This is a genomic window from Parafrankia sp. EAN1pec (genome assembly GCF_000018005.1).
GTDB classification, from domain to species: Bacteria; Actinomycetota; Actinomycetes; order Frankiales; family Frankiaceae; genus Parafrankia; species Parafrankia soli.
Window position 1 is genome coordinate 7,054,361 of record NC_009921.1, and the last position, 23,184, is coordinate 7,077,544.

Genomic DNA, 23,184 nt, shown 5'->3' on the forward strand with positions numbered 1-23,184 from the left:
AACCTCCCCCGCGGCAGAGACCGGAATTCCGGTCTCTGCAGACGCTGCCGCTGACGGCTCGCCGGCCGGCCCGTGCTCGCCGACGTCGGCACTGAGATCTCGCCCGCCCTCGCCTGGAGCGCCCTTCCCGCCGGGACGACGGGCCTGGTCCTCGCAATCGAAGACCTCGACACCCCAGACGCCGCACCCGGCATTCACACGGTCGCTACCCGGCCACGGGCCGCACCGCTACCGCTTCCACCTCTACGCCCTCGACAACCGCGTCGATTTCGCCGAGGTCACCGACCTCGAACATCTGCCGTCAGCCCTCGCACGACACGTCCTGGCATCCGGAACGCTCACCGGCACGCGGACGTCCTGACCGCCCGCGACGGAGCACTCGCCACCAACGTGAATACGGGCAGCAGGTCAGGCATCTGACCGATCTTCTCAGTAGGCGTCGATAGCGGAACGCGGGGTGCAGGGCAGTATTCGGGGACCGCGGGTCGGATCGAAAACTGGCGGATTGGCGTGTTCGCGGCCTATGTCTCCGGGAAGGGGCGAGTGCTGGTAGGCCAGCCACCCTGCCCCCCTTTGGCCCTGCCTGCTGTCCGATGACCGGCGGATGGGGACCGCGAAGGGTGGCCGGCGTACCGGTGCGGTCACGTGCATCGACCGCATCCACGGAGTGCGGCCTCAAGGCTAGCGTCACGCACGCGCCCGCGGGACTGGATCCCGCCGAACGGACATCTGGTCGACGTGATCCGATCGCGGTCGAACGCAGCGCGATCCACCGGCGCCTTCTTCCGCCGCCCCGCCCGACACCCGCACCGCGCGGCTGCGGCTGCGGCTGGTGTTGCGTACCGCCCGCCGGAAAGACGCCGGCATCGGGCAGTCGGTGCAGCAGTCACCTCCGGCAGCACTGGAGCAGCTCCGCGGCGTGCTCGCCGCCTACGACACCAGCACTCGCGGAGTCCGCGACCGCGCCCTGCTGCTCTTGAGCAGCGGCGTCCCGCTGTGGGCGGCCATCGGGATCTGCCCGCTGGCGGCCGCGGACGCCGCCCACTCATGGCCTCTCGTCACGTAGCGTGCTGGCGACGGGGACGCGACAGCCTCGCCAGGGCCGCCTTCAAGCGGCACTCGCAGGACGGGGCGTCGCTCCTTCGGCGCTACGGGTGCGGGATCCTCGCGCCCTCCCAGCAGGTCCGAACGGGGGACCGATGAGAAACGGCGGCGGCACCGGTCTGATGACAGTCCGCCAGGTGCCTGCGACCGCAGCAAGGGAGAGCAACCCATGAGACCGCTCCGATACTCGATCAACATCACCCTCGACGGTTGCTGCGACCACCGGGTGGGGATCGCGGACGACGAGTCGCATCGCTATTGGGCCGCCAGTCTGGAACGAGCCGATGCCCTTCTCCTCGGCCGGGTGACCTACGAGATGATGGAGGCTGCGTGGCGGCTGCCGGCGACGGGAACGTGGCCCGACTGGATGGCTGACTGGATGGTCCCCTTCGCCCGGACGATCGACGGGGCGAAGAAGTACGTCGTGTCGGGCACCCTGGATCGGGTCGACTGGAACGCGGAGCTCGTGCGGGGTGACCTGAGGAACGCTGTTCAGCAGCTCAAGCAGGAGCCTGGAAGAGGCCTGTTCGTGGGAGGCGTGACCCTCCCGCTGGCCCTGGCGGATCTGGGATTGATCGATGAGTACGAGTTTGTCGTGCAGCCCATCCTGGCGGGCCACGGGCCGACGTTGTTCGCCGGCCTGAGCGAACGGCTCGAGCTGAAGCTCGTGGAGCACCAGGAGTTCCGGTCGGGGGCGCTCGCGCTGCGGTACCAGCCCAGTCGGGTCCCGGCCTGAAGGTCGGCTGCCCCTGGGCACGCGGGCCTGGTAACTTCGCCACAACGCCGAGGTCGACACAGGCGTGCCCTCGCTGGACCCGATCAGCCCGGAGAGCGCACCACCGCGAACCGGTCCGCCCGCGCGCATCCCCGCGGGCTGTCAGACGCCGCGCTCGGCGCCTGAACGGCCGGCGCGGTAGGCATCGACGACCACGGTGAACCGACCGTTCAGGCGCACCGGGGGGCTTGCGCCAAGACCCGGGTTGCGCCGCAGAACAGCCGGCCGGGGCCAGAAGTCGCAGACAGCGGAAACAGGGGTCGCGAAATGCGCGTGTTGTTGTCGACGTATGGGTCACGCGGGGACGTGGAGCCGCTGGTGGGACTCGCGGTACGGCTGCGGGCGCTCGGCGCGGAGGTACGAATGTGCGCACCGCCCGACAAGGAGTTCGCGCAGCGGCTGGCCGACGTCGGCGTGCCGCTGGTGCCGGTCGGCCCGCCGATGGGCTCGATGGTGCGGCCGTCATCGGCGGGAGCGGCGTCCCGGCGGGTGTCTGAGCTGGCCGGGCTGTTCGACTCGGTCGCCGCGGCCGCCGGGGGATGTGACGCGCTTCTGGCGACCGGGTTGGCGCACTTCGCGTCGCGGTCGGTGGCCGAGAAGCTGGGCATCCCTTACGTGTACGCGACCTTCTGCCCGTTCCTGCTGCCGTCGCCGCATCACGCGCCGCCGCTGGTGCTGCCGGGTGAGTCGTTCCCACCGGGGGTGACTGACAACCGGGTGCTGTGGGAGCTGAACGCGCAGAGCTTCAACGCGCTGCACGGCGAGGCGCTCAACGCCCACCGGGCCTCGGTCGGTCTGCCGCCGGTGGACGACGTCCGCACTTTCATCTTCACCGACCATCCGTGGCTGGCCACGGATCCCGCCCTCGGCCCGTGGCAGGAGACGGCGGACCTCGACGTCGTACGCACCGGGGCGTGGATCCTGCCGGACGAGCGCCCGCTCCCGGCCGAGCTGGTGGCGTTCCTGGACGCCGGCCCACCACCGGTGTACGCCGGCTTCGGCAGCATGCGCACCGTCTCGGCGGACATCGCCCGGGTGGCCATCGAAGCGATCCGCGCGCAGGGCCGCCGGGCAGTCGTCGGGCGCGGCTGGGCGGGCCTGGCCCTGATCGACGATGGGGACGACTGCCTCGTCGTCGGCGAGGTCAACCAGCAGGCGCTGTTCAGCCGGGTGGACGCTGTCGTGCACCACGGCGGCGCGGGTACGACGACGACGGCCGCTCGGGCAGGCGTTCCTCAGGTGGTGGTACCCCAGGCGGGTGACCAGCTGTACTGGGCTGGCCGGGTAGCGGCCCTGGGTATCGGCGCGGCACACGACGGTCCGACTCCGACCACCGAGTCCCTGTCCGCCGCGCTCAGCACCGCTCTGGCCCCCGAGACCCGCGCACACGCGACGACCCTGGGCGGCACGGTTCGGAGCGACGGGGCGACCGTGGCCGCAGCGCTGCTACTCGAAGCGGCAAGCCGAGAAAGGCCTTCCATGCCCGGGTGAACCCCCCGAAGCAGCCGGCAGGTCCCGCCGCACGCCCGCCGGGCGTCGTGGACTGCCGAGACCGCTACCGCGATACCCTGACCGGCATCAGCTCAGCCCACGTCGTGTGCTCGTGGAGGTCCCTCATGACCGAGATGATGGCGCCCACGTGGATGCGTGCGGTCGCCTGCTCTCGGCCGCGCACACCGATCAGCCGCCGCGCTCGTCACCCGCGCACGAACAAGGCACCTCGCCGGAGTCCGAGCCCGCGGGGCCGGCGCCTGACCCGGCGACCTGGATCGTCAAGGTTGCCGAGGCACGCGGGCGCGCTGGCATGGGTCCTGAGGGCCGGCAGGCGGAGTTGACCTGCTCTGTCGTGACTCCGCGCCGTACCGCATGAGCGTCGTCGACCAGTGCCCATGCGGCTCCCACCGGGAGTACGCGCAGTGCTGCGAGCCTTTCCACCTCGGGAGCCCGGCGCCGACCGCCGAGGCGCTCATGCGATCCCGCTACAGCGCCTTCGCCCGCGGCCTCGCGCCGTACCTGCTGCGCACCTGGCATCCCTCAACGCGCCCCGATCGCCTCGACCTGGACGCCGGTACGACCTGGCGCGCCCTGCAGATCGTCGACACCGTGAACGGCGGCCCAGACGACGACACCGGTGTCGTGGAATTCCGCGCGATCGCGCGCTCGGCGGACGGCGAGCGTCGCGTGCAGCACGAACGCAGCACGTTCACGCGGATCGACGGCCGCTGGCTCTATGTGGATGCCGGGACGGGACCGCTGGTCCGCGACCGGTGATCCTGTGGCCGTCCCCGGCCCGGCTCATCGAAGACCAGACACCTCCGCTCAGAGAAGGAGATCGGCCGAGGTCATGCGGCGCCGGTTCGGCGCCGCATGACCGCCTGAGGACCACCGCTCAGACGCCTGACCGGTCGGCCCGGTAAGCATTGATGACCACGGTGAACTGGCCGTTCATTCCACGTTCTCCGCCGTGCTGAGCAGCGAAGACACCGATCAGCCGCGAGCGGAAGCGCGCCAGTTCACCGTGGTGCCTTCGATCTTCCGGCGGCGTTGTCCGGCGACCGTCTCCACCTGGAGAACATCGGGCCGCTGCACGCGGGCTCGCGGTCTTCCTGACAGATATCACGCCCTGGCGAGAAAGGATCATCCAGCGGGTTCGGTCACGTCCGCGGTGGTGAGACGTCCGGCGATCTCGTCGGGCTGCCAGACACCGTGGGCGCCGGGCAGCCCGGCCAGGTAGGCGGCGATCCGCGCCGGCGGCCAGCCGTTGGCCTCGCGCAACCCGGCCGCCAGCGTGTCCAGGTAGGCCCCGGAAGGAGCGGTGAGAGCGACGTCAGCCAGTGCCCACGGGGCGGTGAACGTCAGCAACGGCACCGGACCCCAGTGGCCGACGAGCAGCACCGTCTCGTACCGGCCGGGCCCGAGAACGGCCCGGCCGGCGCCGAGCAGGGCGGTCAGATCGAGGTCGCCGCCGGGTTCCCGGTGCATCTCCTGCGCCGCGATGTCGACGAACTGCTGGCGGCTGAGCAGGTACGCGCGGGCCGCTGCCAGACCGGGCACCGCCGGGTCGTAGAACGCCATCCCACCACCCCAGACCTTCGACTCCAGGGCGAAGTACACCGATCCCGGCAGCAGGAGCGGCGCGGTGGCACGCGGCGGACGACGGTCGCGGCAACCCGGGTAGACGTGGGTCGTGCCCGGCATCGTCCCACCCGCCAGGTAGTAGGCCAGCCGCGACGACCGCAGGTTCGACCCATAACTGACGTACCAGACCAGTGGCGTGCCCGCCCGATCCACCGCCACCTCGGCCTCCTCGACCACCGCTCGCCGCCCGGCTGACGTCCACGCCCGTCTCATCCTGGACCGTTGACAGTTCTCACCCCCGTCTCACCCCGGATCACCGCCCCTGCGGAGAGGCACTCCCGGGTTCGGACCACCCCTCAGCCGCCTGAACGATCAGCCCGGTAGGCGTCGATGGCCACGGTGAACTGGCCGTTCATTTCACGTTTTTCGCTGTGCTGACCTGCGGAGACACACGTCAGGCGTGAACGTAACCGCGCCAGTTCACCGTGGCGTAGTCGATCTTTGGTCCACTGTGGCCGTAGTCGACAGGGGTCAGTTTTCAGGGGTCGACGGCAGCCCGCTCCAAGCGCGCGAGGCCGCCGGTTTCGAGGGCAACATGGACAGTGCCGTCCCCGGCGACGGTGAGGCCGTGCGGCTCGCTTGATGGTGTCGGCAGATCGTATTCGTCGATCTTTCCGTCCGGGGTGATGTGGCCGATCCGGCCCGCGGCCCACGCGGAGAACCAGCAGACGCCGGCGGTCGGGTCGGCGATGATCGCGTGGGGCCGGGCGTCCCGGTCGGGAAGGGAGAACTCCTCGATCCGTCCATCGGTTCGGATCCGGCCGATCTGACCGGCGGCGATCTCGACGAACCAGATTGCGCCGTCGGCGGTCCCACAGATCCCGACCGGGGCGGCACCCGGGGTGGGCAGCGGGTGAAGCGTGATCTGCCCGGAAGGGGTGATGCGGCCGATCGCGTTCGCCTGGTTGAGGGTGAACCAGACGGCCTGGTCGACTCCGGCGGTGATCGCCGCCGGCAGGGCCTGGGTTGCGGGAGCGGGTACTCGGTGATCGCGCCGTCGGTGGTGATGCGCCCGATCCGGTCGCTGTTCATCTCGGTGAACCACAGGGCGCCGTCCGGGCCGGTCGTGATGCCGAAGGGCCCGCTGTCCAGGATGGGAACGGGGAAGGACGTAGTCTCGCCGTCGAGGGCGATCCTTCCGATCTGGTGGTCGCCGTTGCGGGTGAACCACATAGCGCCGTCCGGACCCTCGGTGATAATCGACGGTCCGCAGGAGGCCGGGGTTAGCTGGTAGGAGTCGAGGTGGCCGTCTCGGGCCAGCCGCGCGATCTGCCCGGCGTGGACCATCGTGACCCACAGCGCCCCGTCGGGTCCGAGAGTCAGGTCGTAGGGGCCAGCATCAGGGCCTGCTATCCGCATTTCGTGGATCATGGCGCTTCCATGGTGGGGAATCACGGGTCTCCTCGACGAAAAAGGCATGATCATGATCCTGTTCTCCGTGCCCTCGGGAACGCGGGGTCGGCGCCAGGGCGAGGTATGCGCCATGCCATCGAATGCGCAACGCGCGGTCATGGCTGACGAGGGAGAGGTAGCCGACCCCGGCATCGGCGCGCACGACCACCGGCCCTCGTCCGGACGCTCACATCCGGCGAGAAGGCGCAGCACGGTTCCCTTACCCGGACGCGTTCTCGCCGATGGTCCCGGCCCGCTGCCCGGCCGGCAGTGCGCAGGACGCGGCCCGCACTACCAGGCGGTGGTCGTGGGACTTGTCGACGTCGTCCAGGGTGAGCCGAGTGGACATAGCGGTCCTCGGAGGCGAGACGGGCGGCACGGCCGCACCAAGCCGTCAGACCAGATCAGCGCCTCACCGGATCATCAGCAGGTCTCCTATCGCGACAGGTGTAGCGATAGGATCGTGCCACGGTGACCCCCGCCAGGCAAAGGACTTTCGCGATGCCCCCACGCCACCCGGGCACGGCGGCACCGGACGACCCTCCGCCGCTACCCGACCCCTCAGGCGTTCGCGCGCGTCCCGGCGGTCGCAGCGCCCGCATCCGGGCGCTGGTTCTCGCGGCTGTGCGCGCCGACTTGGTCGAACACGGCTACGACAGCCTCACCATCGACACCATCGCTGTCCGGTCCGGCGTGCACCGCACCACCGTCTACCGGCGATGGCGCGACGTCGGCGGCCTTCTCGCCGACGTCCTCGCCGAGGCCACCACCGACATCTGGCAGCCGCCGGATACCGGCACTCTGGAAGGCGACCTTGCCGCAATCAACCGCGAAATCTACGCCGCCCTCACCGCGGACCCACCGATAACGACCGCTCTCATCGCCGCATCCTTCCGCTCGCCGGACGCCGCCCGTGCCCTGCAGGCTTTCTGGACCGACCGCTACACCCGCTGCCGACCGGTAGTCGATCACGCCGTCGCCCGCGCGGAGATCCCTGCGGACACCGATCCACACCGGCTACTGATAGCCGCCACCGCCCCGCTTTACCACCAGCTGATTCTTCTCCGGACACCGGCCAGCCAGGCACTCCCCGACCAGGCAGCCCACGACGCGGCGACAGCCGCGACAGCCGGCGCCTTCGCATCCCAATAGCGCCACTCCCCAAGCGCTATGCCACAGCACCTCAGATCATCAGACTAGAAAGATCCCTGGTCAGGATCCTGACCAGTCGGCGCGGTAGACGTCGACGACCACGGTGAACTGGCCGTTCATTGCCTGTTCTCCGCTGCGCTCACCTGCAAAGACACCGATCCGGCGCGAGCGAAAGCGCGCCAGTTTACCGTGATGTAAAAGATCTTCTTTCTGTGCGGCCTCGCCCGTCGAGATCAGCGCCCGATCGGCCATGCGCGGCACCTACGGGCATCACGCCGCGGCGCGCCCGCGAGCCTCGCCAGACCCTCGACCCGACTATCCGCGACATCAGTGGCAGAGATTCGTCCACTGGTGTCCGCCGGTGCCCATGGCCGCCCGTCGGCCCGACTGTCAGCGCAGCCCTCCGCGGAGCGTCGACATGGAGTTGATGTATAGGCCAAGCTATAGTTGATCCGTGTCGACGGAGCCACCCCAACGATGGAGGATCAAGGTCACGTCCGAGGTGCGGGAGTGGTTGCATGTGCTCCGCCAGTCGGACCCGGCTACCTACCGATCGGTCAACATCGCGATCGACATGCTTGCAGAGATCGGTCCCGGACTCGGGCGGCCCCTCGTCGATACCCTGCAAGGATCGACAATCAAGAACCTCAAAGAGCTGCGGCCGAGATCGGGCCGTGACGTCGCAATCCGTGTGATCTTCGTCTTCGACCCGTGGTCGCAGGCGGTGCTGCTGGTTGCCGGCAACAAGGCCGGCGACTGGTCGCGGTGGTACAGGACGGCGATCCCCACGGCAGAGGTTGCCTACGGCGAATGGCTGGCCTTCGAGAGGAAACGGCGGGAGAGCTCATGACCGAGTTCCACGACTGGGACGACATCCGCGCCGACCTGCATGACGGCGACGACGAGGCGCTGGCAGCCGAGCGCGGGCGCACCGAGGCCTGGATCAGCGCGTTCCATCTGGCCGAGGAACGCAAGCGGCTGGGGTTGACCCAGCGTGAGGTGGCCGAGCTGATGGGCGTCTCTCCGGGCCGGGTGAGCCAGATCGAGAACGGCGACCTCGACGCGAACGAGGTCGCGACGTTGAGCCGGTACGCCCGGGCGCTCGGTGCCCGCTTGCGGATCATCTTCGACTACGGTAACGATCTCCGCCAGATCGCCTGACTGTCCGCGGCTCGGCTACACATCGCGATGGCCACGCTCGGCCGGCGAGGGTGGCCGCGCGAGCTGACACAACCAGCCATGATCACAATTCACGAAAAGTCCGTCGGACGCCGTAAAACCGCGCGATCAGACGTAACCCCGTGAACTCCAGAAAGCACTGGCACTACTGGGTTTCTCGCCTATCCGCACGGAAAGCATCCACCACCACGGTGAACTGGCCGTTCACGGTTACGTCGGCGAGGCCGCCCGCGACGGCGCCCACCCCGGGCAGGTCGACGTGCGCGCGGACGCACACGACGAAGCGGGCGCCTGGTTCGAGAGTGGCGGCGCCGTCGCCCGGGTTACCCGCGCCGCAGTCGGCTCCCTGCGGGGCGAACCTGACCTCGGGCGCGCCGTCGATGCCCTGGTCGGCGAAGGCGAGCTGGGCGGCGAGCCGGGCCCGTTCGAGGCCCGCCGTCTCGCTCTGCGAGGTCGCGAACGCGCGCCCGGCTTCCCGAGCGGCCTGCGTCACGCCGAAGGCCGAGCGTTGGACGGCGAACACGGCCAGGAAAAGGTAGACGAACGGGATGAGAAGCACGATCGAGAGCCCCACGAATTCGATCATCGCCGATCCCTGGTCACGGTCGGCGGGCTCCGCGGCGTCCGTACCAGGAGTGGTCGGTGGGGCCGTCACGGAGTCTCCTTCACCGCGTGACCGGTCACCGTCACGGTGACGCCGTCGCCGAGTGGGACGAGGCTGAGCGGCACCACGACCGTGCAGGTCACCTGGACCAGGGGGATGTCACCGGGGCCGGTCTCGTCCTGCCCCGTGCAGACGGTGTCCGCGCGGCCGGGGAGCGTCTCGGCGATGAGCCGCTGGGCGTAGGTTCCGCCCTCGCTCGCCGGTACCTCCAGGTTGGCGGCGTGGCGCGCGCCCTCGGCGGCGTCCGCGGCCAGGGTGTTGCGCACGTGCAGGACCAGCCCGACCTGGATGACGCCCAGGATGAGCATCAGCAGCAGCGTCCCGACCAGGACGAACTCGACGATCGCGGACCCACTGTCACCATCACCGGTAACCCGATCCGCGGGGACGTCCGGGACGGCCGGCCCGCCCCAGCGCCACGGGAACCGTGGCGGCCACCTGCGCACAGCCGCGATCGTTCAGTCGCCGGCGATGCCGGTCACCTGTTCGATGGCCGAGGTGAACAGCGTCTGCAGGGCCGGCGTCGCCAGGGTGGCGATCGCGACCACCAGCGCGGCCGTCATGACGGTCACCATCACCCAGCCGGGCACGTCCCCGCGGTCGGCCCCGTGCAGGGCCAGCCGCTCCCGCCGCGCCGCCCAGCGCGACACCGCTCGTGCCGCGGCCCAGCCGCCGTCCCGGGCCCTCGCTCCGAACTTTCTCATGGTCCCCTCCCTCATTTCGATCTGATGCCGCTCGATCTGATGCCGCAGGTCACTGCGCGATCACCGTGAAGCTGACGAGTGCCGGGTAGAAGGCGAAGATCACCGTCGTCGGCAGGATGAGGAAGACCACCGGGATCATCATCGCGATCTCCTTGCGCCCGCCCGCCTCCAGCAGCTGACGCTTGCCCGCCTCGCGGACGTCCACCGCCTGCGCCCGCAGGACGTCCGCCAGGGGCGTGCCGCGCTCGATCGCGACGGCCATGCCGTCGACGAACCTGGCCAGCGGCGGCAGTGACGTGCGGGTGGCGATGCCCTCCAGGGCCTGCACGAGCGAGGCGCCCGCGTGCGCGTCGGCGAGCGCGAGCCGCAGCTCGGTGCCCAGCTCGCCGTGGGTCAGGCGGCTGACCCGCTCCAGCGCGCCGATCGCGGACTCCCCCGCGGTGACGGCGAGCGCCAGCAGCTCGGCGACGGTGGGGAACTCCATGAGCATGCGGTCCTCGCGCTCGCGGATCGCCCGGGTGAGCCACCAGTCCCGCGCCAGGATCCCGCCGGCGGCGCCGGCGACCACCAGCGCGATCCCGACGAGGGCGGGCGGCCCGACCCCGAACAGCGTGCGCATCGCCAGGACGAGGGCGCCGAGCAGGGCACCGGCGACCGCGCAGATCACCTGCTGCACCCGGAACTCCTCGACGGGGGTGCGCCCACCAGCCTGGACGAGCCGCCGGTTGAGGGCCACCCGGCCGCCGAGGAAACCGTCGAGGCGGCGGGCTGCGTCCTCGACGAACGGTCGGACCAGCGCCTCCACCGCTCCGAGCCCGAACCGCCCCGCCGTGCCTCCCGCCATGATGGGACGTCCGCCCGCCGGGCCGGAGGAATCCGACGCGGAGTGCCCGCCGCGCCGGGCGCCATCCGCCAGCAGGCGCGACGGGACCGGCGTGTCGCGCAGGTACGGGTCGAGCCGGTCGGCCAGCCGCACCTTCCGCGCGGGTGGCGACCGGTAGATCACGATGACGAGACCGACGCCCAGGACGAGCCCGAGCAGCGCGCCTGCGGCCACCGTGCTCACCGAGCCGCCCCCAGCTCCCGGCCCACCCGTCCGCCCGAAGATCCACTCATGGCCGCAGCACCCGTCCCTCCTCGGGCAGACGCCCGATCCGCTTCATGAGCACGTACGCCAGGACGGAGACCCCGGCGCCACCGAGGAGCACCAGCACCCCGGTGGGGCTGTCGTAGGCCTGGATGTTCTCGCCGCGGCTGGCGAGCAGCAGCAGGACGATCCACGGCGCCGCCATCGCGAGGCGGGCGGCGTTGACCGTCCAGGCCTGGCGGGTCTCCAGCTCCGCGCGGGTGCGGGCGTCCTCGCGCAGGAAGGCCGACAGGGTGCGCAGCAGGCGGCCGAGGTCGGTGCCGCCGACCTCTCGGGCCATCCGCAGCGACTCGATGATGCGGTCCGCGACGGGGTCGGCGAGATCGTCGGCAAGCCGGTCGAGGCAGGTCGAGAACGAGCCGGTCGCGCGGTAGTCCTCACCGAACCGGGTGAACGCCGGGCGTAGCGGCGCCGGCCCGCGGACGCCGACCGCGGCCAGCCCTTCGGGCAGCGACATGCCGGCGCGCACGGCGCTGGCGAGGTTGTCGACGACGTCCGGCCACAGCTCGCGCAGGTCGTGGATGCGGGCCCGGCGCCGGCGCAGCACGAGCTGGCGCGGCAGCACCGAGGCGAAGGCGGCGAAGGCCACGGCCAGCGAGAACGTGCCGGAGAAGACCAGGATGACCAGGCCGGCCACCAGCCCCAGGGCGGCGCTGATGAGGACGAACTGGTGCGCGGTGACGCCGCGGATCCCGGCCTGGGCCAGTGTCTCGCGCAGGTTGCGGGCCCAGGAGGCCTCGGCGCGCGCGCCACCGGCCCGCGGACGCCCACTCGCCACGATCAGGAAGAGGCCGAGGCCGAACAGCAGGCCGAGGAAGATGCCCATCAGCGCTCGACCGCGATCTGCGCGTACGCCCGCTCGTGCTCGCTGGGAGCGAGCAGCGCCGGCAGGTCGAAGCCGGCACGCAGGTACCGCTCGGGATGGGGCGGGAACCCGTCGGCGCGCACGAGCATGTTGCCGCGGGTCCGGAAGATCTGGGCGACCTCCACCGTGTCGCCCTCGGTGCGGCCCGGCAGCGCGGCGATCTCGGTGACCCGCCGCCGACCGTCCGCCTCCTTCGACAGGTGAACGACCAGGTCCACGCTGGAGGCGACGGTGGGGACCACGAAGGAGTGGGTGACGTTCTCGCCGGCCAGCAGCGGCAGGGTGCACAGCTTGGTCACCGCCTCGCGGGCGGAGTTGGCGTGCAGGCTACACATTCCGGGCAGGCCGGAGTTGAGGGCGATGAGCAGGTCGAGCGCCTCCTCCTGGCGCACCTCGCCGACCAGGATCCGGTCCGGGCGCATCCGCAGCGCCTCCTTGATGAGCCGGCGCAGCCGGATCTCCCCGGTGCCCTCCAGGTTCGCCTGCCGGGTCTGCATGGCCACCCAGTCGGGCGCGCGCAGCCGGAGCTCGAAGACCTCCTCGACGCTGATCACCCGTTCCCGGGCGGGGATGGCGGAGCCGAGGCAGTTGAGCATGGTCGTCTTCCCGGCCTGGGTGCCGCCGGCGACGATGACGTTGAGGCCGGAGATGACCGACGCCTCCAGGAACATCGCGGCGTTCGGTGTGATCGTCCCCAGGGCGACGAGCTCGTCGAGGCTGCCGGCGGACAGAACGAACTTCCGGATGTTCACCGACCAGTGCACCCGGGTGACGTCCGGGATGACGACGTGCAGGCGGGAGCCATCGGGAAGCATGGCGTCGACGAACGGGGTGGAGAGGTCGACCCGGCGCCCGGACGACTTCAACATGCGTTCCACCAGGTCCTGCACCTGGTCCTGGGTGAGAATCGTGGTGGTCAGCTCGCTGCGCCCGTGCCGCGCGACGAACACCCGGCCCGGCTCGTTGATCCAGATCTCCTCCACGGCCGGATCGTCGAGATGGCGTTGAAGCGGCCCGAAACCGGCGACGGCGTCATAAACCGAACGAGCGGTCGCATCCCGGTCGGCGACGGGTGGGAGATCACTGGTGAGCGCACGTTCCTCGTAGTCGACGAGAACCGCGTCCACAAGTTGACGAATGAGGACGGGTTCCCGCTCCGGGTCGAGGGAACGCCGCCGGATCAGTTCACGGACCTCTCCTTCCACGTGAGAGGTCGCGTCCGGCCAGTTCCCGCGTGCTGCCGCCACGGAGAATCGCCGCTCCTCTTCCATATTCACGCGGCCAGCCCCCCACGCTTCGGACATCAGCTACGAAGCGTAGGAAGCGGGTCACTCGACATCAACCCTTCCGAGCAGGTACGCAAGCAACAACGTTCGCACAACCTCGGACGGCTGTCGGCGCCGGGTCGGACCACTACCAGCCACACAGCGCGCGAGCTCCCACCACCCACCAAGAGGATGACTACTCTCTGTCATCGATCTTCGGTGTCGCTCTCGGCGGTGGCGTCCGCTCCGCGGCGGCCCGCCATCCCCTCCCGGCGGGTACCCGCGACCGCCGCGGGCCTGTCCCGATGAATGGATACGGAAATCAGATCGGCGCCGAAACGCCGACCGCGTGCGCCACCATCGATGCGCCGAAGCGGTAACCTGCCGGCGGTCAGAAACCCGTACGTCGCACCACCACACAGGAAACCGACAACGCGCGGTCCGCGCCGACCGGTGGAACTCCCCCACACCACCTTCCAGGTCGCCGACCGCCGCCGACGCCTGCCTCGGGGGTCATTCACGTGCCCGGTCAGCCAACGTCCCGCCCCACCAAACGCCCACCGGGCACAGCTGTTCCATCGTCACCACCCATACCGGCCGCGATGCCGGCCCCCCGACCGACGCCTTCCCGGGACCTGCGATGAACGCCGACCACGACGCGAACCCCGCCGATATGTTCGCAACCGCATGGGACGTCTTCCGGCGAATTGTCAACAACTGCCCGGTCGGGATATTCACCGCAGATGTCTCAGGCCGGCACGTCTTTGTGAACCGGCAGTGGTCCGTGCTGACCGGAGTTTCCCGGGACAAGGCGGTCGGACGAGGCTGGGAACGAGCCGTGCATCCGGAGGACGTCCGGTCCGTCACCAGCCAGTGGCGCCAGCTGGTCACCGAGGGTGACGAGTTGACGGTTCAGGTCCGGCTGCTCCGGCCAGACGGATCCGCCCGGCCGGCGATACTGCGCGCCGCGGCCGTCGTCGGTGAGAACGGCCACCGCCGCTTCGCCGGAACCCTCACAGCCGTGCCGGACGGCAGCGCCTCCGCTCCCACGGGTATCCCCGCCGACGGTCTGGACGCGGTGGCGTTCGAAGGGGGATCCGGGTCGGCGCTCGGCGAGCAGGGCTCCGCGGCGCCGGAGACCGCCGGGATCGACTCGCCGATCGGTGACGACCTCGACGACCTCGGCAGTCTGTGCTCGGAAACCATCGAGCTGCTACGTGACGAACTCGAGCGCTTCGACGTGGTCACCGACGATCTCTGGTATCCATCCGACGGCGTCAACGACCACGGCAGGCCAGGCTGGGCGGTGCCCGCACCCCGCCGCCCGCTGTCCGCCGAGTTCGATCCGCCGTTCGTGGACCCGCCGTTCGATCGGCCCTTCCCGGAGCCACCGTTCAAGGACCCGTTCAAAGAGCAGCCGTTCGCGGAGCCGCCGTTCACCGGGCAGCTGCCCGGCCCGGCGCGGGCCCAGTCGACCGGGCCGGGCTCCACCGGTCCGGTGGTGAACGGCGGACGGGACGGCGCCGACCCCGCGGGTGCCGACCCCTCTCGTGCTGACTCGGCCGGCGCTGACGGACAGGGCTTTCCCTCGTACGTTCCCCGTTCGGGGTCGGCCCGGGGCGGCGCCCTGCCGCCCGGAGCCGAATGGCGGGCGGCGGTCAGCCCGCATGGAGCGCTGCCGGGGCCACCGCCTCCGGTGCCGGGCCGCGCGCCGGAGGCTGGCGGCCGGCCGCCGGAGGCCTTCTGGCGCCCGGCACCCCCGCAGCGGTCGGAGCCCCTGATCGCGAGGCCACCCGGAGCCCACCATGCCAGCGGCGACGGTGCGTGCGGGTGCGCGCTCTCCGAGGTCCGGCGGCTCTCCGACGCCTGTCACGAGCGCGAGCGCTGGCTGACCACCCTGCTGGCCGAGCTGCCCTCGGCAGTCCTCGTCGCGGACGCGGACGCCCAGGTGGTGGCCGTGAACCAGGCGTACTGCGACCTGTTCGAACTGGCCGAGTCGCCGGTGGACCTGGTCGGCACGGACTGCCGGACGCAGATGCGCCCGATACCGGGCCTGGTGGAGGACCCCGCGGGCTTCGCCAGCCGGCTGGACACCCTCCTGCGTCGGCGCCGTACGACCCGCCGCGAGGCTGTCATGTTCGCCGACGGCAGGGTGTTCGAACGCAGCCACATCCCGCTCGCGGGACCGAACGGCTACCACGGCCACCTGTGGCTGTACGTCGACGTGACCGATCGGCGCATCGTCGAGGCCGAGATCGAGGGCCTCATCTCGGGGCTCTGACCAGCCGCCAGCTGACGGGACGAGTGGGCTCGGGCGTCGGGCCCACTCGTCCCGTGCGTCGGTGCGAACGGCGCCTCAGGCCAGGCCGCTGTGGTGCCGGGCCTGAAGGTCACGCGCCTGACCGACCCAGTCGTCGGTGACGATCCGATCGCCGAACCCGTCCAGCTTCTTCGCCAGCCGGTCGACGTCGGTGTCGCCCATCGTGGCCAGCTGGCGGAACGTCGTGATGCCCAGGACCCGCAGCCGCGACTCGGTCACCGGCCCGACCCCGACGATCTCCTTGAGGTTGTCGGTGGACAGCACGGGCTCGGCCGGGCCTCCCCACGACGCCCCGAAGAGGTGGAACCGGCCCGCCGACTCGGGACCCGCGTTCCATCCGCCGGCGAGCGTGCCCACCGCCGGGCGCCCGGTGACGCCCGCGGAGGCCGCGGCGCCGACCAGCGCCGCGCCGATCAGTTCGAGGTCGTCGTCACGGGACCCCGGGATGACATGGACGAGCGGGCCGGCCTCGAAGGCTCCGGGCCCCGTGGAGGTCAGGTGCTCCGCCTCGATCGACTCCCTGGCCCAGGTGAGCTCGACCGAGGATGATGCCGGCTCCTCCTCGGTCGGCTCCACCTCGACCGGCTCGACCTCGACCGGCTCCTGCTCGGTCAGTTCCTGCTCGGCCGGCGCCTCATGCACCGCGTAGACCTCCTTCGGCTCGTCCGCGACCCGGTCCGTCTCGCTCTCGGCCTGAACGGGCTCGACCGTTGCGATGGCCTCGGGCTCATCAACGGATACCGGGGGGAGCGATGCCGCCGGCCGAGTCTCCTCGGCCTCGGCGATCCGGGCGAGGAGCTTGATCCGCTCTGCCGCCCACTCGGCCTGGTGCCGGTCAAGGCGGGTGCTCATCGTCGCGACCTGCCGCTGCGCCGCCTCCGCGTCGGTGCGGACCATGGCGAGCCGGGAGGAGAACCGGGCCGCGCGCGACTCCGCCTCCTCCAGTTGCTCACGCAGCCTGACCGTCTCCCGGGCAAGGTCGGCGACAGTTGTGACATCACCGTGGTCGGCGAGTGCGGCTGCGTCCGGGGTGACAGGAGCGTCCTCCGGCTGGGCGACGCCGGCGGTGCCCGCGTCGACGGCCGGTGCCGCGTGCAGCGCCGCTTCGATCTCACCGATCCGCGCCTGCGCGATCGCGACCTGGTACTCGGCCGCCGCGACTCGCTGCTCGGACTCGAGGGCCTGCTGTTCCGCGGCGACGAGCCGGGCTGTCAGGCTCGCCTTCTCCGCGCCCCACCGCTCCTCCTGGTCACCCAGGCGCGCCATCAGGTCGGCGAGATCCGCTTGTTCGACCCTGGGCGCCAGCGGCGGCCAGGTGTCGTCGTCGAGAGGCTGCCCGAACCCGGTATTTGTCTCGGTCACAGGGTCGGCTGCAACGAGGTCGGGGTGGCGCGCGCCCCGGTCGCTGTCGACGCCGGGATCACGCGCGGGCGCGCCGCCGGATCGACCGGGGGTGGAGGCCGAGGTGGCGCCCCCTCCTGCCGACTCGCCCCGAGCGGCCCGCGCCCGGGCCGCCCTGGCCGCACGGGCCTGCGCGGCCTGCTGGCGCCGAACCGGCGCGGCGAGGAAGACCCAGGCGAGCGCCGCACCGACGATCATCGCCAGCAGCACGAACACCAGAATCTGCCCAGCGAGATAGAGCACGGTCCACCAGCCTCCTACGTCACGCCACAGATGCACCGAGATCAAGGAACGCACGACGGAACGCCCACGTCGACCCCGGGGAAGCCGCGGAACACGCGACGGACCAGCCGAAACCGGACCATGCACACGCTCCGCAAGACGAGCTATTGGGTGAGCAACCAGCTCAGCAACAACACTATTCGGTGCGTTGATCGATGCCCGCCGCGGGGAGTCATGAGCAACGCGAGGACGACAAATCGCCTCGGACCCGCCGCCTCGTCACCCGCTTACGACAACGTTCGACCAACAGATCTCGTCAACTCATCTTTTTTACATCAATCCAACAACAAAAATCGCCTCTTGATTGTTGCCTGATTGTCATCACGCCGGCTCCGGCTCGTCCCGCAACGACGTCCGACGTGGGTGTTGGGCGTACGCGGGCCCGCGGGCCCGGTCAGAGCAGGTCCGGCAGCTCCTGCGTCGCGAACCAGAGGAGCTCGAACCCCTCCGCGCCGTCGACGACGAAGGCCGCGTCGTCGCTGCCGAGGTCGGCCTCCAGCACGGCCGCGACGGCGGCCCGCACCGCGGCCTGGGCCTCGGCGTCCGACGGGTCGTCGGAGTGAACGGCCCGGACGGCGGCCAGCGGCACCGACTCGAGGACCTCGACCGCGCCTCGATCCAGGTCGTCGCGAACACGCACCAGCCGCTCGTCGACGTCCGCGGCGAAGACGAAACGCCGCGGCGGCGACTCGGGGTCGGCGTCGAGCAGCCGCAGGCTCGCCCGGGCCGCGTCCTGCAGCGCCGCGAACTCCATCTCCTCGACGTCGGACTGGCTGTACCACTCCCGCACGGCGGGAGTGACCGCGAACGCCATGCCGGGTGGCACCTTCCGCTCGTGCAGCACCGCGCGGGCGGCCGTCAGCGTTGAGGGAAGGTAGACACGCATGTGCCCAGTGTGGCAACCCGCTGTCAGCCGACCAGACCGAGGTCCGCCTTCTGGTCCGCGGCGGTGGTCGCCGCCGCGCGGCCAAGTGCCTCCCGGCCACCGGCGCGACGTCCCGGACCGCTCGCGGTGGCACCGGAGTCACCCGGGCCAGCCGTTGTTCCCGCCGTCGCTGTTCCCGCCGCCCGCGTGGCGCGGATGGGACGGGTGGGGCGCGTGTCGGTGCCGAGCGCGGTTCGCAGGGCGGCGGCCGAGGTTCGCAGCGAGGTCTCGAACACCTCCGCGCGGCGTGTCAGGTCCATGACGTTCCCGCCGATCACTTCTAGATCCTCCGGACCCGGGCACAGCGCTGTCACCCGGGTGCCGGCGGCCTCCAGCAGCTCGATCTCGCGGGCCAGCCGTCGCGTCGCGGCCCGACGCATCTGCCGCTCCACCCGGGCGATGGCGCCACGCGGGCGGTCACTGTCGAAGGAGCAGGCCGGCGCGAGCACGAGCACCTCGTCCAGTTCCTCCTCGACCAGCAGGTCCAGGGACGCCGGTGATCTGGTGCCGCCGTCCACGAAGCGCCGGCCGGCGATCTTGATCGGCGCGTACCAGCCGGGGATGGCGCACGAGGCCATCACCGAGTCGGGCAGGGCCGCCCGCGGCGCGTCCGGGGAGCCGAAGAGCACCCTGCCGCCCGAGTCGAAGTCCATCGCGACGACACGCAGCCGGGGGGACCGCGGCCAGCCGTTCGCCGCCAACGAGGCGGGCTGACGTCCCCGGCGCGCGCCGAGGGGCACCGCGGCCGAGCGCTTGGCGGCCAGCGCGTCCAGCGGATGCTCGATCCGGGCAGCCGCCTCGGCCACGAGATCACCGATCGCGGCGATCTGGCCACGGCCCTGCGGGAGCAGCGCCGCCAGCGCGACCATCGGCGTCGCTTGGCGGGGATGCAGAGCGGTCGCGGTCAGCAGCCGCGGCGAGCCCATCCGCATCCGCGGCCTGGGCGGCAGGGACGCTCCGAGATCGCGGTAGTCCAGCACGGGGTAGCCCGGCTCGAAGATCCCACGCTCGGAATTGACCATCACGTCCGCGCCGACCCCCAGGCCGAGCAGCGCCGCGATGACCGATCCGGCGGATGTCCCGAGTACCAGGTCGTGATCCCGGACGTCGATGGCCTGTTCGGACTCGACGGCCCACAGTGCGCCGATCATCCAGGCTGAGCCGAGCACTCCGCCGGCGCCAAGCACCAGCCCCCTGCGCGAAGCCCGCTTCCTCGGCATTGCGTCACCTCCCGACGCGGTGCACCCGGCCACGCACACGGGTCGTGGTGCGCGTACGACACCGATGTCGCCGCTCCCGCGCGCGGGCCGTCCGCGCCCCATCAGGTACAACCAGGCCGGCCCGGCAGTTGTGCCGACCCTCAGCCCGCCCCGGCCCGCGTCGACGCGGGATGCCGTGGCCGGCGCCGCGATGCCTACTCCGGCGGCTCGCTCTCCTCGGGGAAGCTGGTCTCGAGCACTCCCCAGGCCCGCAGCCGCTCAGCGAACTCCTGTGGCGTCGTGTCGTGCAGCAGGGCCAGGGCCCGGACGTCGCCGTCGCGGATCGACAGCACATGCCCGGCGTAGTCGTCGCGCTGGCGCTGAATCTGCGCGACCCATCTGCGTACCAGTGCGGACGAATCGGGCGGCGCCTCGGCGAGCTTCTCCAGATTCAGCACGGTACGGGGCCTGCGTTCCCGCGGCGGCAGCTGATCCTCATTTGGCAGGAGCGCCGACACCGGAACACCGTAGAAACCGGCAAGCTCCGACAACTGATGAACGCTGATCATTCTGTCGCCGCGCTCGTAGGAGCCGACCGCGGCGGTCTTCCACCGACCGCGCGACTTCTGTTCGACGCCCTGCAGCGACAACCCCTGCTGGATCCGGATTGCCCGCAGGCGACCACCCACGGCCTTCGCGTACTCCCGGCTCACCCGACACACCCCCAGCCGTCTCGAACGAGCATCGACGTGCCCCCGTCACCACGCTGAGCTGGGTGGCGACGTTACACGCACACACTAACTTAACGTCCCCGAAAGCGACGGTTCACCATCCGACAGGTCATTGATGCGGATCGCGGCGAGTCCGCCACTCAGGCCGGATACGATTTGCACGATTTGCAGCAGGTCGCTCACCGTTGGACGTGGTTCCCAACCCCCTTATCACCCAATGCCAGGGCTTCGCCACTACTCGCGGGGAACCGTTCGACAATTCGATGCCCCCGAATCGCTCCCCGTAACCGCAGCGGGCGCAGACCGCCGCCGCCGAGGGCCACCGAATGTCATAGCAGCCATAGCTGGACGGACGAAATCCCCCGGACTGGGCCAAATGTCACCTGAGAAATTCGTGATGCCAGTTAGGCACACTCCGGAGGAACGACTTCCGGAGACCGCCCACGGCCGGCGCGTCGGGGCGTGTCGGGACGACACGCGAGGAGCCGGGCGGGGCCGAGTGGTCCGGGCCTGAGGCACACCGGGCTGGGCGGTCAGCGCTGAGCGCGGCGCAGCGCGGAGCGCCGGCGCCGCCCCGAACCGGACACCCCTGCCAGGAGCGCGGCCAGATCCCGCACCGCAAGCCGGGCCGGCGATGCCGGGGCGATGTCGCGCAGGAGCTGACCGGACGCGGCTGCCGCGTCCAGGCCCGCCAGATCGTAGGGGACGAGCGCCACCGGCTCGCGGCCGGTGTGCCGGGCCATCGCCCGCGACACCTCACGACGCGGGTCACCGCCCACCACCGAGCCCCGCAGCTTGTTGACCACGATCAGCGGATCGACGTGCGGAACCACCTCCCGCAGCTCCGACAGCCCACGGACGAAGCGAACCAGCCCGACCGGCTCCGCGGACGCGACGGCGAGCACCGAGTCGGCCGCGCCGAGCACGGCCAGTGTGGCGCCGTTGCGCCGCGGCGCGGCCGTGTCGAACGACAGCTCCTCGTCCGTCTCCAGGCAGAAGCCGCAGTCGACGATCACGAACGACGCGAGCCGGCGCGACAGCGCCAGCACCGTCTCGATGGAGGCGGGACGCAGCTCCGGCCAGCGGGACGGCCGCGAGATACCCGGCAGCACCCGCAGACCGCCGCCGAGATCCCGACACAGCACCGCCAGGCGAGGGACGTCCAGCAGGCCCTGGTTCGCCGAGCGCGCGGCTGCCGCGAGGCCCGGCGCCTCCTCGAGCAGCCCGACGTGCTGGCCGACCGAGCCGCCGTACGAATCCGCGTCGATGAGCAGGGTCGGGGTGCCGAGAGCGGCGAGCTCGGCGGCCAGGCCCAGCGCGATCGTCGTGCGCCCCGGCGAGCCCACCGGCCCCCAGACCGCGAGCACCCGGCCCTCACCGGGCTCGCCGGCCTCGGTCTGGTCGGCCGCCGGCACCGCCGGGGCGAGTGGGTCGAAACCCATCAGCGGCTCGCTGAACGCCGCGGGCAGCGCGGGCGGACCGGCGAGGTCGGCCAGCGCGCGCGACGCCTCCACGACCGCACCCGCCACCGCCTCCGCGGTCGCGTCCGCCGGGATCACCGCGACGACGCCGAGCTGGCGCAGCCGGCGGTCGGCGTCCTCGTCCCCCGGCGCGATCAGGCCCACGACGGCCACACCGGACGCCGCCAGCCGCACCAGGGCGTCCCTGTCGAGGCGGCGCAGATCGGCCGACAGCAGGGCGGCCCGGGCGGCCCCGGTCGTCGCGGCGGCGAGCAGATCGGGCAGGTCGACACACCGGCGGACGACCGTCACACCGAGATCACGACGGTCGAACGCCGAGACGAGGCCGGCCTCGACCACCGAGTCGGTGACGGCGGTCAGGATCGGCAGGCTCACCGACCGTACCCCGGAGCGGAGGACGGGCCGCCCGATCCGACCTCGCCGCGGGCGTCCCGCTCCAGCTTCACGACGTCGACCCGCTCGCTCTGCGACGCCGCCACCGCCCGGATGGCGTCATCCACCGGAACCCGCAGGGACAGCGACCGGTCGCCGCTGTTGAGCCTGTCCTGTGCGACGAACTCGACGTCGTGCAGCACCTGGATCTCGACGCCCGCGCCGGCCACGGCCTGCCCCTCCTGCGCGGGCTGCGCCGGGTCGCCGCCTGTCTCGGGCGGCGCGGCGGCTCCCGGCTGGTACACGAAGACGTCCACGTGATCGCCGGGGGACAGGTCGGGGACCCGCCCGGCCTTGACGATCACCGGGACGAGCCTGGTCGCGGCGGCGCCCTCGCCGGCGAAGTCGGCGCCGCTCAGGAGCTCGCCCGAGCTGACCGGACGGGCCAGGGTGGCGCCCAGGAGTTCGCTGCGGCGGTCACCGGGGTAGTAGCGGTCCGACATCGCGCCGTCCAGGTGGGCTGTGGCCGTGGTCAGGTCGCTGTCGACGACGATGTGGCCGGCCGGCAGGTCGGCGGCGGCGACCACCCACTGCCTGGTCCGGTCCGCGGTCGCGAACAGGCGCGCGCCGGCGACGACGGACACCAGCACCAGCAGGACGCCGATCAGCAGCCGCGAGTCGCGCCAGCGGCGGCGCCCGAGCCTGCGCGCCGGGGGTGACGGCGGCACCGGCGGGGTCGGCTCCGGTCGCGCCGGCGCGACGGTCAGCTCGGTCACCGGGCCCTCCTCACTCCTCGCCCGCGGCGATCTTCACCAACGGTCGTCCTCACCGGCGGCGGCATGTGCCGTGCCGGTGACGTCCTATGACGGCCACCGAAGAACACACCCCGGTCGCAGAGCGTACGTGGCCGACGATCCCGAACCCAGTCGAAACGGTGATACAGCATCAAGCCGTCACCGTCGCCGCGTTACGGCCTTTCCCCACATAGGACGCCTGGCTGGGCCCCGGCGATGCGCGGCGGCGGCGACGGGCATAAGGAGGTCGCCGGCCGGCCGCGTGAGGTCGCCCGCCGGCCACGCGCGTCTGGG

The 23,184-nt window shown here is 71.4% G+C and carries 23 protein-coding genes and 2 pseudogenes; 9 read left to right on the top strand and 16 right to left on the bottom strand.

What is annotated here, in order from left to right:
• Positions 1-72: 72 nt before the first annotated feature.
• The 5 genes and pseudogenes from FRANEAN1_RS39725 to FRANEAN1_RS28760 all read left to right on the top strand — a co-directional run bounded on the left by FRANEAN1_RS39725 (position 73) and on the right by FRANEAN1_RS28760 (position 4,150).
• Positions 73-361: pseudogene (locus FRANEAN1_RS39725) on the top strand (hypothetical protein).
• A 471-nt stretch (positions 362-832) separates the two neighbouring features.
• On the top strand, positions 833-1,066 hold the full coding sequence (locus FRANEAN1_RS28745) for a hypothetical protein (protein WP_041254890.1): 234 nt from the start codon (positions 833-835) through the stop codon (positions 1,064-1,066).
• 207 nt (positions 1,067-1,273) lie between these two features.
• Positions 1,274-1,840 carry a dihydrofolate reductase family protein gene (locus FRANEAN1_RS28750; RefSeq protein WP_020463260.1) on the top strand — a complete coding sequence of 189 codons (567 nt, stop codon included), beginning with the start codon at positions 1,274-1,276 and terminating at the stop codon, positions 1,838-1,840.
• A 306-nt stretch (positions 1,841-2,146) separates the two neighbouring features.
• Entirely contained in the window at positions 2,147-3,370 is a 1,224-nt protein-coding gene (locus FRANEAN1_RS28755) for a glycosyltransferase (protein ID WP_020463261.1), read from the top strand.
• A 375-nt stretch (positions 3,371-3,745) separates the two neighbouring features.
• The gene (locus FRANEAN1_RS28760) at positions 3,746-4,150 is read left to right on the top strand and encodes a YchJ family protein (RefSeq protein ID WP_020463262.1); all 405 of its coding nucleotides are present in this window, start codon (positions 3,746-3,748) and stop codon (positions 4,148-4,150) included.
• A gap of 366 nt (positions 4,151-4,516) precedes the next feature.
• Here FRANEAN1_RS28760 and FRANEAN1_RS28765 read toward each other — a convergent pair whose 3' ends face one another.
• The 3 genes and pseudogenes from FRANEAN1_RS28765 to FRANEAN1_RS44145 all read right to left on the bottom strand — a co-directional run bounded on the left by FRANEAN1_RS28765 (position 4,517) and on the right by FRANEAN1_RS44145 (position 6,758).
• Complete coding sequence (locus FRANEAN1_RS28765) at positions 4,517-5,230, bottom strand: hypothetical protein (protein WP_020463263.1); 714 nt, start codon at positions 5,228-5,230, stop codon at positions 4,517-4,519.
• A gap of 265 nt (positions 5,231-5,495) precedes the next feature.
• A pseudogene (locus FRANEAN1_RS44140) lies at positions 5,496-6,388 on the bottom strand (virginiamycin B lyase).
• A 241-nt stretch (positions 6,389-6,629) separates the two neighbouring features.
• Positions 6,630-6,758 carry a hypothetical protein gene (locus tag FRANEAN1_RS44145; RefSeq protein ID WP_347176800.1) on the bottom strand — a complete coding sequence of 43 codons (129 nt, stop codon included), beginning with the start codon at positions 6,756-6,758 and terminating at the stop codon, positions 6,630-6,632.
• 152 nt (positions 6,759-6,910) lie between these two features.
• On the opposite strand from FRANEAN1_RS44145, the gene FRANEAN1_RS28775 reads away from it, so the two are divergent.
• Positions 6,911-7,561, top strand: coding sequence for a TetR/AcrR family transcriptional regulator (locus FRANEAN1_RS28775; RefSeq protein WP_020463265.1), 651 nt, complete (start codon positions 6,911-6,913; stop codon positions 7,559-7,561).
• A 60-nt stretch (positions 7,562-7,621) separates the two neighbouring features.
• On the opposite strand, the gene FRANEAN1_RS41630 is transcribed toward FRANEAN1_RS28775, so the two are convergent.
• Entirely contained in the window at positions 7,622-7,813 is a 192-nt protein-coding gene (locus FRANEAN1_RS41630; RefSeq protein ID WP_157472827.1) for a hypothetical protein, read from the bottom strand.
• Positions 7,814-8,015: 202 nt separating this feature from the next.
• Here FRANEAN1_RS41630 and FRANEAN1_RS28780 point away from each other — a divergent pair, with 202 nt between their 5' ends.
• Both FRANEAN1_RS28780 and FRANEAN1_RS28785 read left to right on the top strand, forming a co-directional pair.
• The gene (locus tag FRANEAN1_RS28780) at positions 8,016-8,411 is read left to right on the top strand and encodes a type II toxin-antitoxin system RelE/ParE family toxin (RefSeq protein WP_041254891.1); all 396 of its coding nucleotides are present in this window, start codon (positions 8,016-8,018) and stop codon (positions 8,409-8,411) included.
• Entirely contained in the window at positions 8,408-8,722 is a 315-nt protein-coding gene (locus tag FRANEAN1_RS28785) for a helix-turn-helix transcriptional regulator (RefSeq protein ID WP_020463267.1), read from the top strand. Before FRANEAN1_RS28780 ends, FRANEAN1_RS28785 begins: the two co-directional genes overlap by 4 nt.
• A 163-nt stretch (positions 8,723-8,885) precedes the next feature.
• Here the strand turns inward: FRANEAN1_RS28785 and FRANEAN1_RS28790 are convergent, their stop codons facing one another.
• The 6 genes from FRANEAN1_RS28790 to FRANEAN1_RS28815 all read right to left on the bottom strand — a co-directional run bounded on the left by FRANEAN1_RS28790 (position 8,886) and on the right by FRANEAN1_RS28815 (position 13,367).
• Positions 8,886-9,326, bottom strand: a complete 441-nt coding sequence (locus FRANEAN1_RS28790) for a hypothetical protein (protein ID WP_041256627.1) — start codon at positions 9,324-9,326, stop codon at positions 8,886-8,888.
• Positions 9,327-9,391: 65 nt separating this feature from the next.
• Entirely contained in the window at positions 9,392-9,748 is a 357-nt protein-coding gene (locus tag FRANEAN1_RS28795; RefSeq protein ID WP_049796050.1) for a TadE/TadG family type IV pilus assembly protein, read from the bottom strand.
• Positions 9,749-9,862: 114 nt separating this feature from the next.
• The gene (locus FRANEAN1_RS28800; RefSeq protein WP_020463270.1) at positions 9,863-10,108 is read right to left on the bottom strand and encodes a hypothetical protein; all 246 of its coding nucleotides are present in this window, start codon (positions 10,106-10,108) and stop codon (positions 9,863-9,865) included.
• A gap of 49 nt (positions 10,109-10,157) precedes the next feature.
• A complete protein-coding gene (locus tag FRANEAN1_RS28805; RefSeq protein ID WP_020463271.1) occupies positions 10,158-11,174 on the bottom strand; it encodes a type II secretion system F family protein in 1,017 nt (338 codons plus the stop codon).
• A 46-nt stretch (positions 11,175-11,220) separates the two neighbouring features.
• Complete coding sequence (locus FRANEAN1_RS28810) at positions 11,221-12,081, bottom strand: type II secretion system F family protein (protein WP_020463272.1); 861 nt, start codon at positions 12,079-12,081, stop codon at positions 11,221-11,223.
• Positions 12,081-13,367, bottom strand: coding sequence for an ATPase, T2SS/T4P/T4SS family (locus FRANEAN1_RS28815; protein WP_041256628.1), 1,287 nt, complete (start codon positions 13,365-13,367; stop codon positions 12,081-12,083). Before FRANEAN1_RS28815 ends, FRANEAN1_RS28810 begins: the two co-directional genes overlap by 1 nt.
• A gap of 658 nt (positions 13,368-14,025) precedes the next feature.
• Between FRANEAN1_RS28815 and FRANEAN1_RS28820 the strand changes: the two genes are divergently transcribed.
• Positions 14,026-15,666, top strand: coding sequence for a PAS domain-containing protein (locus tag FRANEAN1_RS28820; protein ID WP_020463274.1), 1,641 nt, complete (start codon positions 14,026-14,028; stop codon positions 15,664-15,666).
• A 75-nt stretch (positions 15,667-15,741) separates the two neighbouring features.
• On the opposite strand, the gene FRANEAN1_RS28825 is transcribed toward FRANEAN1_RS28820, so the two are convergent.
• The 6 genes from FRANEAN1_RS28825 to FRANEAN1_RS28850 form a co-directional block, all read right to left on the bottom strand.
• Positions 15,742-17,349 carry a hypothetical protein gene (locus tag FRANEAN1_RS28825; protein ID WP_020463275.1) on the bottom strand — a complete coding sequence of 536 codons (1,608 nt, stop codon included), beginning with the start codon at positions 17,347-17,349 and terminating at the stop codon, positions 15,742-15,744.
• A 433-nt stretch (positions 17,350-17,782) separates the two neighbouring features.
• On the bottom strand, positions 17,783-18,274 hold the full coding sequence (locus FRANEAN1_RS28830; RefSeq protein WP_020463276.1) for a hypothetical protein: 492 nt from the start codon (positions 18,272-18,274) through the stop codon (positions 17,783-17,785).
• Between the two features lie 23 nt (positions 18,275-18,297).
• Complete coding sequence (locus tag FRANEAN1_RS28835) at positions 18,298-19,533, bottom strand: patatin-like phospholipase family protein (RefSeq protein ID WP_020463277.1); 1,236 nt, start codon at positions 19,531-19,533, stop codon at positions 18,298-18,300.
• 194 nt (positions 19,534-19,727) lie between these two features.
• Entirely contained in the window at positions 19,728-20,225 is a 498-nt protein-coding gene (locus FRANEAN1_RS28840; protein WP_020463278.1) for a transcriptional regulator, read from the bottom strand.
• A 551-nt stretch (positions 20,226-20,776) separates the two neighbouring features.
• Positions 20,777-22,099, bottom strand: a complete 1,323-nt coding sequence (locus FRANEAN1_RS28845) for a chromosome partitioning protein (RefSeq protein ID WP_020463279.1) — start codon at positions 22,097-22,099, stop codon at positions 20,777-20,779.
• On the bottom strand, positions 22,096-22,872 hold the full coding sequence (locus FRANEAN1_RS28850) for an SAF domain-containing protein (protein ID WP_020463280.1): 777 nt from the start codon (positions 22,870-22,872) through the stop codon (positions 22,096-22,098). Before FRANEAN1_RS28850 ends, FRANEAN1_RS28845 begins: the two co-directional genes overlap by 4 nt.
• Between the last annotated feature and the right edge of the window lie 312 nt (positions 22,873-23,184).

Bases quoted from the DNA above. Each gene is read 5' to 3' on its own strand.
- FRANEAN1_RS28775 (WP_020463265.1), top strand. From the start codon at position 6,911: ATGCCCCCACGCCACCCGGGCACGGCGGCACCGGACGACCCTCCGCCG.
- FRANEAN1_RS28755 (WP_020463261.1), top strand. From the start codon at position 2,147: ATGCGCGTGTTGTTGTCGACGTATGGGTCACGCGGGGACGTGGAGCCG.
- FRANEAN1_RS28785 (WP_020463267.1), top strand. From the start codon at position 8,408: ATGACCGAGTTCCACGACTGGGACGACATCCGCGCCGACCTGCATGAC.
- FRANEAN1_RS44145 (WP_347176800.1), bottom strand. From the start codon at position 6,758: ATGTCCACTCGGCTCACCCTGGACGACGTCGACAAGTCCCACGACCAC.
- FRANEAN1_RS28830 (WP_020463276.1), bottom strand. From the start codon at position 18,274: ATGCGTGTCTACCTTCCCTCAACGCTGACGGCCGCCCGCGCGGTGCTG.
- FRANEAN1_RS41630 (WP_157472827.1), bottom strand. From the start codon at position 7,813: ATGGCCGATCGGGCGCTGATCTCGACGGGCGAGGCCGCACAGAAAGAA.
- FRANEAN1_RS28765 (WP_020463263.1), bottom strand. From the start codon at position 5,230: ATGAGACGGGCGTGGACGTCAGCCGGGCGGCGAGCGGTGGTCGAGGAG.
- FRANEAN1_RS28760 (WP_020463262.1), top strand. From the start codon at position 3,746: ATGAGCGTCGTCGACCAGTGCCCATGCGGCTCCCACCGGGAGTACGCG.
- FRANEAN1_RS28810 (WP_020463272.1), bottom strand. From the start codon at position 12,081: ATGGGCATCTTCCTCGGCCTGCTGTTCGGCCTCGGCCTCTTCCTGATC.
- FRANEAN1_RS28800 (WP_020463270.1), bottom strand. From the start codon at position 10,108: ATGAGAAAGTTCGGAGCGAGGGCCCGGGACGGCGGCTGGGCCGCGGCA.
- FRANEAN1_RS28835 (WP_020463277.1), bottom strand. From the start codon at position 19,533: ATGCCGAGGAAGCGGGCTTCGCGCAGGGGGCTGGTGCTTGGCGCCGGC.
- FRANEAN1_RS28820 (WP_020463274.1), top strand. From the start codon at position 14,026: ATGAACGCCGACCACGACGCGAACCCCGCCGATATGTTCGCAACCGCA.
- FRANEAN1_RS28750 (WP_020463260.1), top strand. From the start codon at position 1,274: ATGAGACCGCTCCGATACTCGATCAACATCACCCTCGACGGTTGCTGC.
- FRANEAN1_RS28790 (WP_041256627.1), bottom strand. From the start codon at position 9,326: ATGATCGAATTCGTGGGGCTCTCGATCGTGCTTCTCATCCCGTTCGTC.